Consider the following 16,459-nt stretch of genomic DNA (forward strand, 5'->3'; position numbering starts at 1 on the left):
GCTCAGAGCAGGCTGTGGGCCTTGTCGAGCACGACCCGCAGGATCTGCTCCATCTCGTCGAAGTGCGTCTGGTCGCAGATCAGGGGCGGCGCGAGCTGCACGACCGGGTCGCCACGGTCGTCGGCGCGGCAGTAGAGACCCTCCTCGAAGAGGCCCTTGGAGACGGCACCGAACAGGATCCGCTCGCACTCCTCGTCGGTGAAGGACTCCTTGGTCGCCTTGTCCTTGACCAGCTCGATGCCATAGAAGAAGCCGTCACCGCGGACGTCGCCGACGATCGGCAGGTCGTTGAGCCGCTCGAGCGTCGAGCGGAAGGCGCCCGCGTTGTCGCGCACGTGGCCCAGGATGTTCTCGCGCTCAAAGATGTCGAGGTTCTCCAGGGCTACGGCGGTCGAGACGGGGTGGCCGCCGAAGGTGTAGCCGTGGGCGAACATCTCGCCGTGCGCGAGGAACGGCTCCATCAGCCGGTCGGAGGCGATCATCGCGCCCAGGGGGGCGTAGCCCGAGGTGATGCCCTTGGCGCAGGTGATCATGTCGGGCTGGTAGCCGAACCGCTCGGCGCCGAACATGTGACCGAGCCGGCCGAAGGCGCAGATCACCTCGTCGGAGACCAGCAGCACGTCGTACTGGTCGCAGATCTCTCGCACCCGGTCGAAGTATCCGGGCGGCGGGGGGAAGCAGCCGCCGGCGTTCTGCACCGGCTCGAGGAAGACCGCGGCCACGGTGTCGGGGCCCTCGTTCTCGATCGCGACGGCGATCTGGTCGGCGGCCCAGCGGCCGAACTGCTCGGGCGTGAGCCCCTCCGGGGCACCGTGCTCGGTGGCGCGATAGATGTTGGTGTTGGGCACCCGGAAGGTCGAGGGCACGAGCGGCTCGAACTGCTGCTTGAGCAGTGGCAGGCCGGTGATCGACAACGCCCCCTGGGTGGTCCCGTGGTAGGCGATGGCGCGACTGATCACCTTGTGCTTCATCGGCTTCCCGGTGAGCTTGAAGTAGTTCTTGGCGAGCTTCCAGGCCGTCTCGACCGCCTCGCCGCCGCCGCTGGTGAAGAAGACCCGGTTGAGGTCGCCCGGCGCGTGGGACGCCACCTTCTCGGCCAGCTCGATGGCCGGCGGGTGGGCGTAGGACCACAGCGGCATGAACGCCAGCTCCTTGGCCTGGCGCGCGGCTGCCTCAGCCAGCTCGGTGCGGCCGTGGCCGAGCTGGGAGACGAAGAGGCCGGCCAGGCCGTCGAGGTAGCGACGACCGCGGGCGTCCCAGAGGTAGGCGCCCTCGCCCTTCACCATCACGGGGACGTCGTGGTCCTCGTAGCCCCCGTGGCGGGTGAAGTGCATCCACAGGTGGTCCTTGGCGGCACGCTGTTGCTGGTCATGATCGAGGGCCATGGACCCATGATGGTGAGGGATTCGCCCGCTGGCAAGCCATTGACATCGGATTTCGTCGCCATAATGGACTCACAGCTGCTGAAAACGGAGCAGGGGCCCCACTTGCTCAACGGGATGCGTAGGCAGTGGACTAGGGTCCGAAGGACCCGCGAGGAGGAGCAGACGATGACCACGACGCCCGGCACGAGCACGCCCCGCACGATCAGCCACTGGGCCGGCGGCAAGCCGTTCGAGGGCAGCAGCGACCGGTGGGGAGAAGTGACCGACCCGGCGACCGGCTCCGTCACGGGGCGGGTGGCCCTCGCCTCGCGTGCCGACGCCGACGAGGTGATCGCCGCCGCGCGGGGGGCCGCGCACGAGTGGGGGCGTACGTCGCTGGCTCGTCGCGTCCAGATCGTCTTCGCCTTCCGCGAGCTGCTCAACGCCCGCCGTGACGAGCTGGCGGCGCTGATCACCGCCGAGCACGGCAAGGTCCACTCCGACGCGCTCGGTGAGGTCGCCCGCGGCCAGGACGTCGTGGAGTTCGCCTGTGGCATCGCGCACCTGCTCAAGGGGAGTCGCACCGTCAACGCCGCCACCGGCGTCGACGTCCATTCCTCGCGTGAGCCGCTCGGTGTCGTGGGGATCATCTCGCCCTTCAACTTCCCCGCCATGGTGCCGATGTGGTTCTTCCCGGTGGCCATCGCAGCCGGCAACACCGTGGTCCTCAAGCCGAGTGAGAAGGACCCCTCGGCTGCCAACTGGATGGCGGAGCTGTGGCAGGAGGCCGGCCTCCCCGACGGGGTGTTCAACGTCCTCCACGGCGACAAGGAAGCCGTCGACGCGGTCCTCGACAGCCCGGACGTGCGGTCGATCAGCTTCGTGGGATCGACGCCGATCGCGCGCTACGTCTATGAGCGGGCCGCCAGCCACGGCAAGCGGGTGCAGGCGCTGGGTGGCGCCAAGAACCACATGGTCGTGCTGCCCGACGCCGACCTCGACCTGGCCGCCGACGCAGCCGTCAACGCGGGCTACGGCAGCGCGGGAGAGCGGTGCATGGCCATCAGCGTGCTGGTCGCGGTCGGCGACATCGCTGACGACCTGGTCGCACGCGTGGCCGAGCGCACGCGCACCCTGGTGATCGGGGCGGGTGCGGTGGGGGCGTGCCCCGCCGGCGAGCCGGACATGGGACCGCTGGTCACCCGGGCCCATCGCGACCGCGTCGCGTCGTTCGTCGAGTCGGGGGAGCGCGCGGGGGCAGCGGTCGTGGTCGACGGTCGCGACGTCGATGCGCAGGGCGACACCGACGGCTTCTGGCTGGGCCCGACCCTGCTCGACCGGGTGACGCCAGACATGGAGGTCTACACCGAAGAGGTCTTCGGCCCCCTTCTCTCGGTCGTCCGGGTCGACGACTACGACGCCGCGATCGACCTCGTCAATGCCAACCCCTATGGCAACGGCACCGCGGTCTTCACCAACGACGGCGGCGCGGCCCGTCGCTTCGAGAGTGACGTCTCGGTCGGGATGGTCGGGGTCAACGTGCCGATCCCGGTCCCCGTGGCCTACTACTCGTTCGGCGGGTGGAAGGACTCGCTGTACGGCGACACCCACGCCCACGGCGTCGAGGGCGTCCACTTCTTCACTCGCGGCAAGGTCGTCACCTCTCGCTGGATCGACCCGGCCAACCGACCCGAGGGCGGGCTCGAGCTCGGGTTCCCCCGCAATGCGTGAGCAGAGCGATGCCTGACGCCAGCTGGGCCGGGTCCGTCCTCGCGCCGCTGTGGCTCGACAGCGCCATACGCCCCGAGCCGCGGCCTGCGGTGACGGTCGGGTGCGAGGTGGACCTGCTCGTGATCGGTGGGGGCTTCACGGGGCTGTGGACCGCGCTGCGCGCCCTCGAGAGAGACCCCGGCGCCCTGGTGCTGCTCGTCGAGGCCGACCGCATCGCCGAGCACGCCACCGGCCGCAACGGTGGCTTCTGCGAGGCCAGCCTCACCCACGGTGAGGCCAACGCCCGCGCGCACTGGCCGGAGGAGGCGGACGCGCTCCACGCGCTCGGCCTGGGCAACCTGGACGGGATCGAGGAGACGGTCGCGCGCTACGACATCGACTGCGGCTTCGTCCGTGGTGGCGCCCTGACCGTGGTGACCCGTCCGCACGAGGTGGCGGAGCTCGGGCCCGACGAGCCGGGCTTCCTCGACGCGGCGACCGTGCGCGCGATGGTGGACTCGCCGACCTATCTCGCCGGCCGCTTCGATCCGGACGGGTGCGCTCTCCTCGACCCCGCCCGGCTGGCGTGGGGCCTGGCGGCTGCAGCCGAGGGCCTCGGCGCACGGATCGCGGAGCACACCCGGGTCGAGGCGCTGCGCGAGTCGTCGGCCGGCGTCGAGGCCCGGGTCAACGGGGCCGGGACGCGCTCGGTGGTGCGGGCGCGTTCGGTGGTCGTGGCGACCAACGTGTTCCAGGACCTGGTGCCTCGTCTTCGATGGTCGGTGGTGCCGGTCTACGACTACGTCCTGGCGACCGAGCCGCTGACCGACGACCAGCTCGCGGCCCTGCGCTGGGACCCCGCGATCGGACTCGCCGACTCGGGCAACCAGTTCCACTACTACCGCATCACCCCCGACCGGCGGATCCTGTGGGGCGGCTACGACGCGGTCTACCACTACGGCCGCTCCGTCGCGGCCGACCACTACGACCGCCCCGAGACCTTCGACCTGCTGGCACGTCACTTCGCCGCGACCTTCCCGCAGCTGGACGGCATCCGCTTCACCCACCGCTGGTCCGGCGTGATCGACACGTCCACGCGCTTCTGCGCGTTCTGGGGCTCGGTGCACCGCGGCCGGACCGTCTATGCGCTGGGGTTCACCGGGCTCGGGGTCGGCGCCTCCCGGTTCGCCGCGGACGTGCTGCTCGACCTGCTCTCGGGAGAGGAGACCGAACGGACCCGGCTGCGGATGGTGCGCGAGAGGCCGCTGCCGTTCCCGCCCGAGCCCTTCGGCTGGGTCGGGATCAACCTGACCCGTTGGTCACTCGCTCAGGAGGACCGCACCGGGCGGCGCAACGTCTGGCTGCGGGTGCTCGACCGGTTCGGGTGGGATTCGACTTCTGAGCTCGTGGTGCCGTTGCACGATCGACCGCTGACCCCCTGCGGTCGGTGTTGAGCTGTCCGGGCCCGGCGGTCAGCGCACCCCCTTCCCAGGACGATCGTCTGCCGCCATCATCAATGGAGGAGGGCAGATGTCGCTGACCCGGATCCACAACGTGTCCATGTCCCTCGACGGCTTCGAAGCCGTCTTGTCCCCCAGCGGGGTAACGCACCTGACGTTCACGCGCAGGAAGGAGAACATGGAGTCGTGACTGCCATCATCGCGACCGACGACGGCCGCACCCTCGAGGTGCTCGACGCGGGGCCCGAGGACGGGTTCCCGCTCGTCTACCACCACGGTACGCCGCAGGGAGCGGTGCCGTTTCCGACCTTGGAGCGCGCCGCCGCGGAGCACGGGCTCCGGGTCATCTCCTACTCACGCCCGGGGTATGGCGCCTCGTCGCCGCGCCCCGACGGAGCAACCACGGCGCAGGTCGCCGACGACGCTGCGGACACCGCGACCGTGCTCGACCACCTCGGTGTCGGCGACTTCCTGACGATCGGATGGTCCGGTGGCGGACCGCGCGCGCTGGCCTGCGCCGCGCTGCTGCCGGACCGGTGCCTGGCGGCGGCCTGCTGCGTCGGCATCGCGCCGGCCGACGAGTACGACGGTGACATCCGAGATGGCATGGCCGAGGAGAACGTGGCGGAGTACACGGCCGTCTTCGCCGGGGCCGAGGCGCTCGAGGCGTTCCTGGAGACCCAGACCGGGCTCTTCACCGTCAGTGCCGAGGAGGTCGCCGAGGCGCTGGGCGCGTTGGCGCCGCCGGTGGACCGCGCCGCACTGACGGGGGAGCTGGCCGAATACCTCGCCGCCTCGGTCAACGCGGCCGGGCGTCAGGGCATCGTGGGGTGGCGCGACGACGACCTGAGCCACACGCGTCCCTGGGGGTTCGACCTGGGAGACATCCGAGTCCCGGTCTCGGTGTGGCAGGGCCGTCTGGACGCGATGGTGCCCTTCGCCCACGCGGAGTGGCTGGCCGCAAACGTCGCGGGTGCGCGGGCACACCTGGTCGAGGGGGAGGGGCACCTGTCCCTCATGCAGAAGGCCCCAACGATTCTCCAGGAGCTCCGCCAGCTCGGCGGCCTCGCCTGACGCTCAGCAACGCCGCTCAACGTTCCGCGCGCGGCTACTCGCGTGCCGGGCCGTAGGAGAGTGCCCACACGAGTGCCGCTCGATGAGAATCCTTGAAGTATCCATGGCCACTGATCAGCAGGGCCACCACAGCCAGCAGGTTGCCGATGTCCTGGCCGAGATCACCGATGACCACACGGGGACCGACTTCGACGCTGCGATGCCTGGGAGGACTGAGCCTCTTGCGGCAACACCGCGAGCGTCTCGGAGCCCACGGCCCAGGCCCTTCGGAGTGGGGTGACAGTGCGCGCTCACCCGGGCACCCTCGTGTCGTGTCCTCGGTGTTCATGCTCCGTGGTGGGGGTGAGTCGGTGACCGCCCTGGGCTCCACCTGTGACGTGAAGACCGACGGCGCCCACTCCGCCGTGGCCGAGATCGGTGAGGAGGAGCTGCTCGCCGACCCGGAGCGGCTCGCCGCACTGGCTTGCGGCGTATGGCACGGACATCCTGGGCGACTATCCGCGGCAGCCGTGAGCTCGAACCGCGCCGCAGTGCGGACGATCGGGGCATGGCTGCCTGTCTGACCTGGGGTAGACAGAGGGCATGGAACCTCGAGATTACGGTCGGATCGCTCGCTCCCTGGAGCCTCTGCACGCGTTGGGTTACTTCTCCCCTGACGTTGAGGAGGCGCTGGTCGGAGCCGGGCTCCGCAAGGGGCGCACGGCGTACTTTGCCTCGCGCTCCGCAGCGATGGGTCGGGTCGGTGCCGGCGTGATCGCGGCGACGTTCTACAACTTCCACCCGGCGCTCGTCGCGAAGTGCGTCCCCACCGCGTGGGACCAGATCGCGCCCGAGGACGCTGTCGCGGCCCGATATCGGGGCATCGACGCGTCGTACCACCGCCTGCTCGGCGCCGAGGTGCTGGCGTCCCCGGAGGTCGCGGAGGCTGCCGAGCTCGCGCGCCAGGCAAGCGAGGGCTGCACGGCACCCGGCCGCCCGTTGTACGCGGGGCACGCAGACCTGGCCTGGCCGACCGAGCCCCACCTCGTCCTCTTCCACGCGTTGACGTTGCTGCGCGAGCACCGAGGCGACGGCCACGTCGCGGCGCTGCTGGCCGCGGGACTGAGTGGCCTGGAAGCATTGGTGACGCACTGCGCGACCGGCAAGGGCTTCGTGCCGGTCGTGGCCCAGTTCACCCGCGGCTGGTCCGACGACGAGTGGGCCGCTGCGACGGGTGCGCTGGTTGAGCGCGGTCTCCTCGCGCCGGAGGGTGGGCTCACCGACGCGGGTCGCGACCTGCGTCGTGAGGTGGAGGCCGCGACCGACCAGATGGCCGCGGAGCCGTGGGTGCACCTGGGCGACGAAGGGGCGCTGCGGCTCGCCGAGCTTGGTCAGCCGCTGGTCGCCCGTGCCCTGGAGAACGGCGCGTTCCCCGACGGTGTGTTCTCCGCGGGCTGACGGCAGCGGCTCTCCCTGCCCGCCGCGGCTCAGCTGCGTCTACCCGGCTACAGCACCACGCAAAAACGCGGCCTCGAACAGGCTTCCCGGCGGCAAGCATCTCGAACCGGTGACCGCCTCTACGCAGTCGCCACGAGCGGGGCAACTTCGTTGCCGAGGAGCTCGATACCGCGGAGAAGGTCGCTGTGGGCCAGCCGCGGGTTGGTCATTTGCAGAGACAGCCGGTCCACCCCGCCCAGCTGTTCAGAGACGCGATGGATCTTGTCGGCGACCGTCTTCGGGTCGCCCATGAAGAATGCGCCGTTCGGGCCCGACGTGGCGTCGAACTGTTGCCGGGTCGGCCGGGGGAAACCACGCTCCCTGGAGACCTTGGTGAACATCTCCTCCCATCCCGGGTAGATGGTGTCCGCCGCTTCCTGGGTGCTACCGGCGACGAACCCGAAAACGTGCAACCCCACCTGAAGCTTGTCCGGCGGGTGACCGGCCTGAGCGCCCGCGCGCCGATAGAGCTCCACAAGCGGAGCGAACTGTCGCGGCTCGCCGCCGATGATCGCCACCATCAACGGCAGACCAAGCAGTCCGGCGCGGGCGAATGACTCGGGGGTCCCGCCGACACCGACCCAGATCGGGAGCGGGTCCTGTAGCGGGCGCGGATAGACGCTCTGACGGACCAGGGCCGGACGATGCCGCCCCGACCAGGTCACCTCGTCAGCATCGCGGATCCGCAGCAGCAGATCGAGCTTCTCGGTGAAGAGCGAGTCGTAGTCGGCGAGGTCCAGTCCGAAGAGAGGGAAAGCCTCCGTGAACGAGCCGCGGCCCACCACCAGGTCAATCCGTCCCTTCGAAATGATGTCCAAGGTCGCGAACTGTTGGAATACCCGCACCGGGTCGGCCGCACTCAGCACCGTCACCGCGCTGCCAAGCCGGATGCGCTCCGTGCGGGCGGCTGCGGCCGCAAGGATGATCGCTGGGGCCGAATCGAAGTACTCGCTGCGGTGATGCTCGCCGATGCCGAAGGAGTAGAGCCCGACGCGGTCCGCGAGCATGATCTCCTCCAGCAGGTGCTCCATCCGCTCCGCAGGCCCGATGACGTGGCCGGTGGCGGGATCCGTCACGGTGGAGACAAAGCTGTCCACGCCTAGATGCATCGTTCCCTCTCCTTGCTGATCGGGTCGGTTCGACCCATCGTTCCACGCTCGCGAAGCCCCAGTCCTGGACGCGTCATAGCGCCGCAAGAACGGGCGCCGCACGTCGCTGCCGCGTTCACGGCCGCTGCGGGTGGGTCAGCGGCGAGATCGCGCTCCACCCGCTGCCGCTGGTGGGCTGAGCGCACAGGTCTGAGCGAGGCCGAGGGCCCAGCACGTCGGGCATCCGCGCAGCAGCACCGCGGCCGGCACGAGAAGCGAGAGCGCGATGGGTCCCAGCCACGGCACCAGCACGAAGGCCGCCACCATCATGGGCAGGCCCAGTGCTCCCCGCACGAGGTGCCGGGAGACGCTGCGGCTGGCGAACATGGTGTCGGGCTGGCTCATGCCCTGGGTTCGACACCGGTGCAGCGAACGGATGGGGTCACCACGTGTGGCGGCCGTAAAGATCTCTTCCACATTTCTTCGAACGTGCTTGCGAATAGAGGAACTGAACGCCTAGACTGGGCGCAGCTCGAACGAGGCACCAGCTCCCAGATTCGTTTCATCCACGAGCAGCGTGGGTGGCGGAGGGTGCAGCGGGAGAGACAGTCGCGAGGTTGCTTGATCGCCTCCCAGTGGGCCCCCGAAGCGACGACCAGTCAGTTCCACGTGCGCGTGGTCGTGAGTCGTCGTCGAGAGGGAGGCTGTGGTGGTTCATCCGATCCTGGCTGCTGCCGACTCGATGGGCGAGGCGCTCAAGAGCGTCGCTGATGCCAACCCCATCTTCATGACGACCGACGAGAAGGCCACCGCGTTGACGGAGGTGGCCCGACTCGAAGCGCGAGTGGGTGAGCTGAAGCTGCGGCTGCTGGCAGCCGCGGACGACGTGGCGGCCGAGTCGGCCGACCGGAGCCGCGGCGCCTGGCTGGCCAGGCGCACCCTGTGTCGTCGCGAGGAAGGCCGAGCAGACGAGCGGCTGGCCGAGGCGCTGGACCGCCGGTGGCTGATGCTGGCACTCGCAGTCCGCGAGGGTCGGGTCAACCTCGCCCAGGCCCGGACGATCGTCACGTGTCTCGACGCCCTCGATGACAAGCCGGTCGCCGGTGTCGTGACGCCCGAGACGGTGGCCGCAGCCGAGCAACACCTGGTCGCGCAGGCCGAGGTGTTCGGTCCTGAGGAGCTGGGCCGGCTGGGCCGCCGGATCCTGGAGGTCGTCGCTCCCGAGGTCGCCGAGGAGGCCGAGGCCCGCCGTCTGGCAGACCTCGAATCGGAGGCCCAGCGTCGCACCCGGCTGCAGATGCGCCGCCTCGGTGACGGCACCACCAGGCTCTCGGCCCGCCTCCCTGATGCCGCAGCCAGTCGCTTGGCGACCTGTCTCGAAGCGTTCGCCAACCCCCGCAAGCAACCCGACGGTGAGACGCGTCCCGACCAGACAGACCCAGTGGCTCGGTTGCCCTACCCGCGCCGACTGGGGCAGGCGTTCTGTCACCTGCTCGAAGCGATCGACCCGACCCGCCTCCCGGTCCACGGCGGCGACGCGACCACCGTCTTCGTCACGATCCCGCTCGAGAGCCTGCGCGCCGACCTCGGTGTCGCTGCCCTGCTCGATGGTCGCGGGTCCGTCCCCGGCGACGACGCCACGGCCGGTGGTCTCAGTGCCGCGGAGGCCAGGCGGCTGGCCTGCGCCGCCAAGATCATTCCCGTCGTCCTCGGTGGCGCCTCGGAGGTCCTGGACCTGGGACGGGCCCGACGCCTGTTCACCGCCGCCCAACGCAAGGCCCTCCTCCTGCGCGACAGGACCTGCCGCGCAGCAGGATGCGACATTCCAGGCACCTGGGCCGAGGCCCATCACTGGACTCCGTGGAGCGCCGGCGGTGCCACCGACCTCGAGAACGGGGTCCTGCTCTGCTCCCATCACCACCATCGCGTCCATGACCCCGCCTGGGTCACCCAACGGATGCCCGACGGTGACGTCAGGTTCAGTCGGCGGACCTAGGAGCGGCGGGACAGGCGGCGACGCGCAACTTGGGTGGGGCGGACGAGATCGGCGCGTCCGCACTTGGAATGTGTGCCATCTGACCCTCCGCCTCACCGAGACCAGCCGCCTGCGCGCCAGTCGAGCGGCGTCCTGCGGCGGACCAGCCTGAGGGGGTCACCCGGTGCGGCTGAACTCAGTGCACGACCCGCTCCAGCGCCCTGCCCACGATGCTCGGCCGCCTGGTGAGGCGTTCCTCGACGTCGGCGAGCGACGCGGCACGCAGCCCGGCGTTGATGCCGGCCCAGCGGAGGGGTTCGGGTTCCCAGGCGGGGGATCGGTGGTTCACCCACGGCAGCGCGGTGAGGTCGGTGGTGCGACCCAGCACCAGGTCGCGCAGGGTGCGGCCGGCGAGGTTGGTGGTGCTCACCCCGTCGCCGACATAGCCGCCCGCCCATGCCAGGCCGGTGTCGCGGTCCAGCCCGACGGACGCGCACCAGTCACGAGGAATCCCCAGGACGCCGCCCCAGGTGTGCGTCACGGCGACGTCGCGGAGCGGTGCGAACAGGTCGACGTACGTCGCCCGCAGGTGTTTGAAGACCTCGGCGTCGCGGGTGAAGTCGGTGCTGATCCGGGCGCCATACCTGTAGGGCGCGCCGCGGCCCCCGAACACCAGACGGTCGTCGGCCGTGCGCTGGCCATAGATGATCAGGTGGCGGTGGTCGGTGAAGGTCTCGCGCCGACGCAGCCCGATCTCCTCCCACAGGTGAGCAGCGATCGGCTCGGTCGCCAGGACCAGGGAGTGCACGGGTGCGATCGTGCGTGCGTGGCCGGCCAGCCGGGGTGTGTAGCCCTCGGTCGCGCGGATGACGACGTCGGCGCTCACGCTGCCGTGGTCGGTCTCGACGTGATGGGGACTGATCGCGCGCGCCCGCGTGTGCTCGTGGATGACGACGCCACGTCGCTCGACCGCCCGGGCGAGGCCGCGGACGAGCCGTGCGGGGTGGATCGCGGCGCAGTCGGGGGTGTAGGTCGCGCCCAGGGTGTCGCCGGCCCGGAGCACGGCCGCCGCTGCGCCGGCGTCCAGCAGTGCGAGGTCGTCCTCGCCGCGACCCCAGCGTCGTGCCTCCTCGACCTCCGCCCGCGCCCGGCGCAGCTGGGCGGGCGTCCGCGCCAGTGCGATCGTGCCGCCCTTGGCCACGTCGGCCTCGATCCCCTCGCGCGCGCAGACGCGCACGACCTCGTCGACGGTGTCGCGCATCGCCTGGTGCTGGGCCAGCGCCGCAGTCCGGTCCGACATCGCGGCCAGGGTCGGCAGGGACGCCGGGAAGAGGGCCGAGCACCACCCGCCGTTGCGGCCGGAGGCGCCGTACCCCGCCATCTCGGCCTCCAGGACGACGACGCGCAGTCCGGGGTCTGCCGCGGCCAGGTAGTAGGCCGCCCACAGCCCGGTGTAGCCCGCGCCCACGACGACCACGTCCGCGGCTGTGGTCCCGGGCAGGGAGGGACGCGGAGCCCAGTCGTCGCCGGCCGTCTCGTGCCAGAAGGAGAGGTGCTTCAGCGCACACCCCACGAGTAGGTCTGCTTGCGCAGCTGGAGATACATGAAGGTCTCGGTGCTGACGACGCCGTCGATGGTGCGGATCTTGCCCGAGACCAGCTCGAGCAGCTCCTCGTCGCTGGCGCACACCGCCTCGGCCAGCAGGTCGAACGAGCCCGCCGTGACCACGACGTAGTCGACCTCGTCGAGGTCGGCCAGCCGGTCGGCGACCTCCTGGAGCGGACCGGTCACCCGGATGCCGATCATCGCCTGCCGGGCGAAGCCGAGCTGGAGCGGATCGGTGACCGCCACGACCTGCATCACGCCTGCCTCGGTCAGTCGCTGCACGCGCTGGCGCACGGCCGCCTCCGAGAGGCCCACGACCTTGCCGATCGCGGCATAGCTGCGCCGTCCGTCCTGCTGGAGCTGCTCGATGATCGCCTTGGACACCTCGTCGAGGTGGATGGGGCTGGTATTCGGTTGCCGAGAAGTCACGGCCGCATCGTCCCACTGGCGGCGATCCCGCACAACAATTCGTCGATTGCTTTGAAATCCGTCGTTCGGACAGCGTTCGGCCGACGGAATCCCTTGTTTCGACGGTGCGCGGCGTGGCACGATCCGATCACCCGTTTGGTGCCAGTCGAGGAGGACCCATGAGCAGGTTGACGAGAGGACCTGGTGGCGACACTGCCGCCGACCGGCTGGCGCGGGAGGTCTTCGCCGGGCTCAGGGCAGGCTCGATGGGCGGCCGCGGCGTCGGACCCAGCCGACGCAGCGTGCTCCGGGGTGTGGGGTATGGCGCGATGGGACTCGCCTCCGCCAACTTCCTCGCTGCGTGCGGGACCAGTGGCACCAAGCAGAGCGCGGACACGTGCGAGAGCAAGGACATCAGCGACACCGAGAAGAAGCTGGTGTTCTCCAACTGGCCGCTCTACATCGACGAGAAGGGCAAGCGGCTGCCGACCCTCGAGGACTTCGAGAAGCAGTCCGGCATCGACGTCACCTACAACACCGACGTCAACGACAACAACCAGTTCTTCGCCAAGGTCCGCAACCAGCTCGGCGCCTGCGAGTCGATCGACCGCGACATCATCGTGCTGACCGACTGGATGGCCGCCCGGATGATCGGACTGGGATGGATCCAGGAGCTCGACATGTCGGAGATGCCCAACGTCGAGGCCAACATGGTCGACTCCCTGCGCAGCCCCTCGTGGGACTCCGAGCGCAAGCACTCCGTGCCGTGGCAGAGCGGCCTGACCGGGATTGCCTACAACTCCAAGTACACCGGCGAGATCTCCAGCTGGGAGGAGCTGTGCACCCGCGCCGACCTCAAGGGCAAGGTCAGCATGCTCTCCGAGATGGGCGACACCATGGGCTTCTTCCTCAAGACGACCGGCGCCGACCCCGAGGACTTCACCGAGGACGAGTGGGCCACCGCGCTCGACCGGCTCAAGGAGGTCGTCGACTCCGGACAGGTGCGACGCTTCACGGGCAACGACTACACCGGGCCGCTCAACAAGGGCGACCTCGTCGCAGCCGAGGCGTGGTCGGGCGACGTGATCATCATGCAGTACGACAACCCCGACATTAAGTTCGTCGTGCCCGACGAGGGCGTCAGCCTCTGGAGCGACAACATGATGGTGCCCAACAAGGCAGACCACCGTGCCAACGCGATGAAGCTGATGGACTACTACTACGACCCGGAGATCGCGGCGCGCCTCGCAGCGTGGGTCAACTACATCTGCCCGGTCCAGGGGGCCGAGGAGGAGATGGCCAAGATCGACGACTCGCTCGTCGGCAACCCGCTGATCTTCCCGACCCAGGACGACCTGTCGACGGCGTTCCAGTTCGCCAACCTCGACACCAAGGTCCGCGAGCAGTACGACAAGGAGTTCAACCAGGTGATCGGTGCCTGAGGCGATGGCCGGTGGCGACCTCGTCCTCCAGGGGCTGACCAAGCGCTTCGGCTCGTTCGTCGCCGTCGACGACCTCGACCTGACCGTGGCGCCGGGGCAGTTCTTCGCCCTGCTGGGCCCCTCGGGCTGTGGCAAGACGACGACGCTGCGCATGGTCGCAGGCCTCGAGGACCCCACGGGCGGCACCATCCGCCTGGGCGACGACGACATCACCCACCGCAAGCCCTACCGCCGACCCGTCAACACGGTGTTCCAGAGCTATGCGCTGTTCCCGCACCTGACGATCTTCGAGAACGTCGCCTTCGGCCTGCGGCGGCAGAAGCGCAAGGACGTCAAGGGACCGGTCGACGAGATGCTCGAGCTCGTCGAGCTGTCGTCGTATGCCGATCGCAAGCCCGCCCAGCTCTCGGGGGCCAGCAGCAGCGGGTGGCCCTGGCGCGAGCGCTCATCAACAACCCCCAGGTGCTGCTCCTCGACGAGCCCCTGGGCGCTCTCGACCTGAAGCTGCGGCGCCAGATGCAGCTCGAGCTCAAGCGCATCCAGACCGAGGTCGGACTGACGTTCGTGCACGTCACCCACGACCAGGAGGAGGCCATGACCATGGCCGACACGGTCGCGGTGATGAACGCCGGGGTGATCGAGCAGCTGGGGTCGCCGGTCGAGCTCTACGAGAGGCCCCGGACCACGTTCGTCGCCAACTTCCTCGGACAGTCCAACCTGCTGCGCGGGACGGTGCACGGCTCGGACGCCACCAGCGTCGGGATCGAGGTCGAAGGGGCGCGGCTGCACGCGCCGCGCGATGCCGACACCGCACAGGGCGCCGATGTCGGAGAGGTGTGGGTGGGGATACGTCCCGAGAAGATCTATCTCGCGGCCGGCGGTGACGACACCGGTGACGACTCCAACACCCTGCGCGACGGCGCGGTGGTGGACGTCAGCTTCATCGGGGTCAGCACCCAGTACCTCGTGCGGATGCCGTGGGGGCAGCAGCTGACGGTCTTCGAGCAGAACACCGGGGCTCGCGACCGGTTCCGCGTCGGGGACACGGTCGACCTCCACTGGATGCCGGGCCACACGTTCCTGCTCGACGCGTCCCAGGACGCCAATGCGGGAGTCGAGCACGAGGAGGACCGGTGAGCCTGGCCCACGGCATCGCGCCGGGCGGGGCTGCCGGGGCGCCGGCTGCTCCACCGGGGCCGGGCGGCAGGCGACGTACGCGCACGGCGCTGCTGTTGCTCGCACTGCCGCTGACCTGGCTGTTCGTCTTCTTCGTCGTGCCGCTCGTCTCCCTCGTCAGCACCTCGCTCTACGACCCGACCGGGTCCCTCGAGAGCGGCTATGCGATGACGGGCGAGGTGCGCAACTATCTCGTCGTCCTGGGCGACTACCGCGAACAGCTGGTCAGGTCGCTCGTCTATGCAGGGATCGCCACCGTCGCGTGCATCGCACTGGCCTATCCGCTCGCCTACGCGATCGCGTTCAAGGCGGGCCGGTGGCGAAACCTGATGCTGGTCGCGGTGATCGCGCCGTTCTTCACCTCCTTCCTGATCCGCACCCTGTCGTGGCAGCTGATCCTGGGTGACCAGGCCTGGATCGCGGACGGCCTGCGGTGGCTCCAGGTCCTCGACGCGGACGGACGCCTGCTCTCGACGCCGTTCGCGGTCGTCACCGGGCTGACCTACAACTTCCTGCCGTTCATGGTCCTGCCGCTCTACGCCTCCTTGGAGAAGGTCGACCCGCGACTCATGGAGGCCGGTGCCGACCTGTATGCCTCGCCGTTCACGACCTTCCGCAAGGTGACGCTGCCGCTGTCGCTCCCCGGCCTGGTCGCGGGCACCCTGCTCACCTTCATCCCGGCTGCGGGTGACTACATCAACGCCGAGCTGCTGGGCAACCCGAGCACCCAGATGATCGGCAACGTCATCCAGAACCTGTTCGAGGGCGGCTCCTATCCCGAGGCTGCGGCCCTCTCGGTGACGCTGATGCTGCTCATCACCGCGATGGTGCTCGTCTACATCCGGCGTGCCGGCACCGAGGAGCTGGTGTGACCAGGCTGGGCAGGTGTCTCAGCGACCACCTCGTGCTGGGGATCGGGGTGCTGGTCCTGCTCTATCTCCTCACTCCCGTCTTCGTCGTCGTCCTGATGTCGTTCAACGACCAGGCCTCGCGGATCAGCTATCAGTTCGACGGCTTCACGCTCGACAACTGGCGATCGCCCTGTGAGCCCAACGGCCTGTGCGAGTCGGTGTCGCTGTCCATCCGGATCGCCCTGCTCGCGACCCTGGCCGCCACGGGGCTGGCCACGCTGATGGCGTTCGCGCTCGCCCGCCACCGCTTCCGCGGCCGGGCGGGCGTCAACGTGCTGACCTTCCTGCCGATGGCCTCCCCGGAGATCGTCATGGGGTCCTCGCTGCTGGCGCTCTTCGTCACCGCCGGCATGGCCGGCTCGCTCGGATTCTGGACGATCCTGGTCGCCCACATCCTGTTCTGCCTCAGCTTCGCCGTGGTGACGATCAAGGCGCGGCTGGCGGGCCTCGACCCGCGGCTGGAGCAGGCAGCCATGGACCTGTATGCCAACGAGTGGCAGACCTTCCGCAAGGTGACCCTCCCGCTGGTCTTCCCCGGCATCCTGGCTGCTGCCCTGCTGAGCTTCTCGCTGTCCTTCGACGACTTCATCATCACCAACCTCAACGCCGGGCAGGAGGTCACCTTCCCGATGTATGTCTGGGGTGCCGCGCAGCGCGGGGTGCCGCCCCAGATCAACGTGGTCGGGACGATCATGTTCTTCGCCGCCCTGTCGCTGGTGGTGATCGGCGAGCTCAACAACCGGCGCCGGTCACGCCTGCCGAAGGGCTGA

General features: G+C 69.6%; 16 protein-coding genes and 1 pseudogene. 11 read left to right on the top strand and 6 right to left on the bottom strand.

Annotated elements, in window-relative coordinates:
- Positions 1 to 2: 2 nt before the first annotated feature.
- Positions 3 to 1,385, bottom strand: coding sequence for an aspartate aminotransferase family protein (locus tag G7071_RS10530; RefSeq protein ID WP_166318284.1), 1,383 nt, complete (start codon positions 1,383 to 1,385; stop codon positions 3 to 5).
- Positions 1,386 to 1,550: 165 nt separating this feature from the next.
- Here G7071_RS10530 and G7071_RS10535 point away from each other — a divergent pair, with 165 nt between their 5' ends.
- The 3 genes from G7071_RS10535 to G7071_RS10545 all read left to right on the top strand — a co-directional run bounded on the left by G7071_RS10535 (position 1,551) and on the right by G7071_RS10545 (position 5,608).
- Complete coding sequence (locus G7071_RS10535) at positions 1,551 to 3,095, top strand: CoA-acylating methylmalonate-semialdehyde dehydrogenase (protein WP_166318287.1); 1,545 nt, start codon at positions 1,551 to 1,553, stop codon at positions 3,093 to 3,095.
- A gap of 8 nt (positions 3,096 to 3,103) precedes the next feature.
- On the top strand, positions 3,104 to 4,528 hold the full coding sequence (locus tag G7071_RS10540; protein ID WP_166318290.1) for an NAD(P)/FAD-dependent oxidoreductase: 1,425 nt from the start codon (positions 3,104 to 3,106) through the stop codon (positions 4,526 to 4,528).
- Between the two features lie 192 nt (positions 4,529 to 4,720).
- Entirely contained in the window at positions 4,721 to 5,608 is an 888-nt protein-coding gene (locus tag G7071_RS10545; RefSeq protein WP_206062766.1) for an alpha/beta fold hydrolase, read from the top strand.
- A gap of 34 nt (positions 5,609 to 5,642) precedes the next feature.
- Here the strand turns inward: G7071_RS10545 and G7071_RS10550 are convergent, their stop codons facing one another.
- Entirely contained in the window at positions 5,643 to 5,783 is a 141-nt protein-coding gene (locus G7071_RS10550) for a hypothetical protein (protein ID WP_166318293.1), read from the bottom strand.
- Positions 5,784 to 5,919: 136 nt separating this feature from the next.
- On the opposite strand from G7071_RS10550, the gene G7071_RS10555 reads away from it, so the two are divergent.
- Complete coding sequence (locus tag G7071_RS10555) at positions 5,920 to 6,171, top strand: hypothetical protein (protein ID WP_166318296.1); 252 nt, start codon at positions 5,920 to 5,922, stop codon at positions 6,169 to 6,171.
- A 19-nt stretch (positions 6,172 to 6,190) separates the two neighbouring features.
- Positions 6,191 to 7,045 carry an SCO6745 family protein gene (locus G7071_RS10560; protein WP_166318299.1) on the top strand — a complete coding sequence of 285 codons (855 nt, stop codon included), beginning with the start codon at positions 6,191 to 6,193 and terminating at the stop codon, positions 7,043 to 7,045.
- Positions 7,046 to 7,164: 119 nt separating this feature from the next.
- On the opposite strand, the gene G7071_RS10565 is transcribed toward G7071_RS10560, so the two are convergent.
- The gene (locus G7071_RS10565; RefSeq protein ID WP_206062767.1) at positions 7,165 to 8,181 is read right to left on the bottom strand and encodes an Atu2307/SP_0267 family LLM class monooxygenase; all 1,017 of its coding nucleotides are present in this window, start codon (positions 8,179 to 8,181) and stop codon (positions 7,165 to 7,167) included.
- Positions 8,182 to 8,328: 147 nt separating this feature from the next.
- Entirely contained in the window at positions 8,329 to 8,577 is a 249-nt protein-coding gene (locus G7071_RS10570; protein WP_166318305.1) for a hypothetical protein, read from the bottom strand.
- A 304-nt stretch (positions 8,578 to 8,881) separates the two neighbouring features.
- On the opposite strand from G7071_RS10570, the gene G7071_RS10575 reads away from it, so the two are divergent.
- Positions 8,882 to 10,168: an HNH endonuclease signature motif containing protein gene (locus G7071_RS10575; RefSeq protein WP_166318308.1), complete on the top strand. Its 1,287-nt coding sequence runs from the start codon at positions 8,882 to 8,884 to the stop codon at positions 10,166 to 10,168.
- Positions 10,169 to 10,343: 175 nt separating this feature from the next.
- Here the strand turns inward: G7071_RS10575 and G7071_RS10580 are convergent, their stop codons facing one another.
- Entirely contained in the window at positions 10,344 to 11,720 is a 1,377-nt protein-coding gene (locus tag G7071_RS10580; RefSeq protein ID WP_166318311.1) for an NAD(P)/FAD-dependent oxidoreductase, read from the bottom strand.
- Positions 11,705 to 12,181 carry an Lrp/AsnC family transcriptional regulator gene (locus tag G7071_RS10585; protein WP_166318314.1) on the bottom strand — a complete coding sequence of 159 codons (477 nt, stop codon included), beginning with the start codon at positions 12,179 to 12,181 and terminating at the stop codon, positions 11,705 to 11,707. Before G7071_RS10585 ends, G7071_RS10580 begins: the two co-directional genes overlap by 16 nt.
- A 158-nt stretch (positions 12,182 to 12,339) precedes the next feature.
- Between G7071_RS10585 and G7071_RS10590 the strand changes: the two genes are divergently transcribed.
- The 5 genes and pseudogenes from G7071_RS10590 (at position 12,340) to G7071_RS10605 (ending at position 16,459) form a co-directional block, all read left to right on the top strand.
- Positions 12,340 to 13,602: an ABC transporter substrate-binding protein gene (locus G7071_RS10590; RefSeq protein WP_246209937.1), complete on the top strand. Its 1,263-nt coding sequence runs from the start codon at positions 12,340 to 12,342 to the stop codon at positions 13,600 to 13,602.
- 4 nt (positions 13,603 to 13,606) lie between these two features.
- Positions 13,607 to 14,028 (top strand): annotated as a pseudogene (locus G7071_RS19240) (ABC transporter ATP-binding protein); the annotation flags it as partial.
- Positions 14,029 to 14,739: an ABC transporter ATP-binding protein gene (locus G7071_RS19245; RefSeq protein WP_246210637.1), complete on the top strand. Its 711-nt coding sequence runs from the start codon at positions 14,029 to 14,031 to the stop codon at positions 14,737 to 14,739.
- On the top strand, positions 14,736 to 15,650 hold the full coding sequence (locus G7071_RS10600; RefSeq protein ID WP_246209939.1) for an ABC transporter permease: 915 nt from the start codon (positions 14,736 to 14,738) through the stop codon (positions 15,648 to 15,650). Before G7071_RS19245 ends, G7071_RS10600 begins: the two co-directional genes overlap by 4 nt.
- Positions 15,647 to 16,459: an ABC transporter permease gene (locus G7071_RS10605; protein ID WP_166318317.1), complete on the top strand. Its 813-nt coding sequence runs from the start codon at positions 15,647 to 15,649 to the stop codon at positions 16,457 to 16,459. Before G7071_RS10600 ends, G7071_RS10605 begins: the two co-directional genes overlap by 4 nt.

It is taken from the genome of Nocardioides piscis (assembly GCF_011300215.1).
GTDB lineage: Bacteria > Actinomycetota > Actinomycetes > Propionibacteriales > Nocardioidaceae > Nocardioides > Nocardioides piscis.

Bases quoted from the DNA above. Each gene is read 5' to 3' on its own strand.
- G7071_RS10540 (WP_166318290.1), top strand. From the start codon at position 3,104: ATGCCTGACGCCAGCTGGGCCGGGTCCGTCCTCGCGCCGCTGTGGCTC.
- G7071_RS10590 (WP_246209937.1), top strand. From the start codon at position 12,340: ATGAGCAGGTTGACGAGAGGACCTGGTGGCGACACTGCCGCCGACCGG.
- G7071_RS10530 (WP_166318284.1), bottom strand. From the start codon at position 1,385: ATGGCCCTCGATCATGACCAGCAACAGCGTGCCGCCAAGGACCACCTG.
- G7071_RS10535 (WP_166318287.1), top strand. From the start codon at position 1,551: ATGACCACGACGCCCGGCACGAGCACGCCCCGCACGATCAGCCACTGG.
- G7071_RS10570 (WP_166318305.1), bottom strand. From the start codon at position 8,577: ATGAGCCAGCCCGACACCATGTTCGCCAGCCGCAGCGTCTCCCGGCAC.
- G7071_RS10560 (WP_166318299.1), top strand. From the start codon at position 6,191: ATGGAACCTCGAGATTACGGTCGGATCGCTCGCTCCCTGGAGCCTCTG.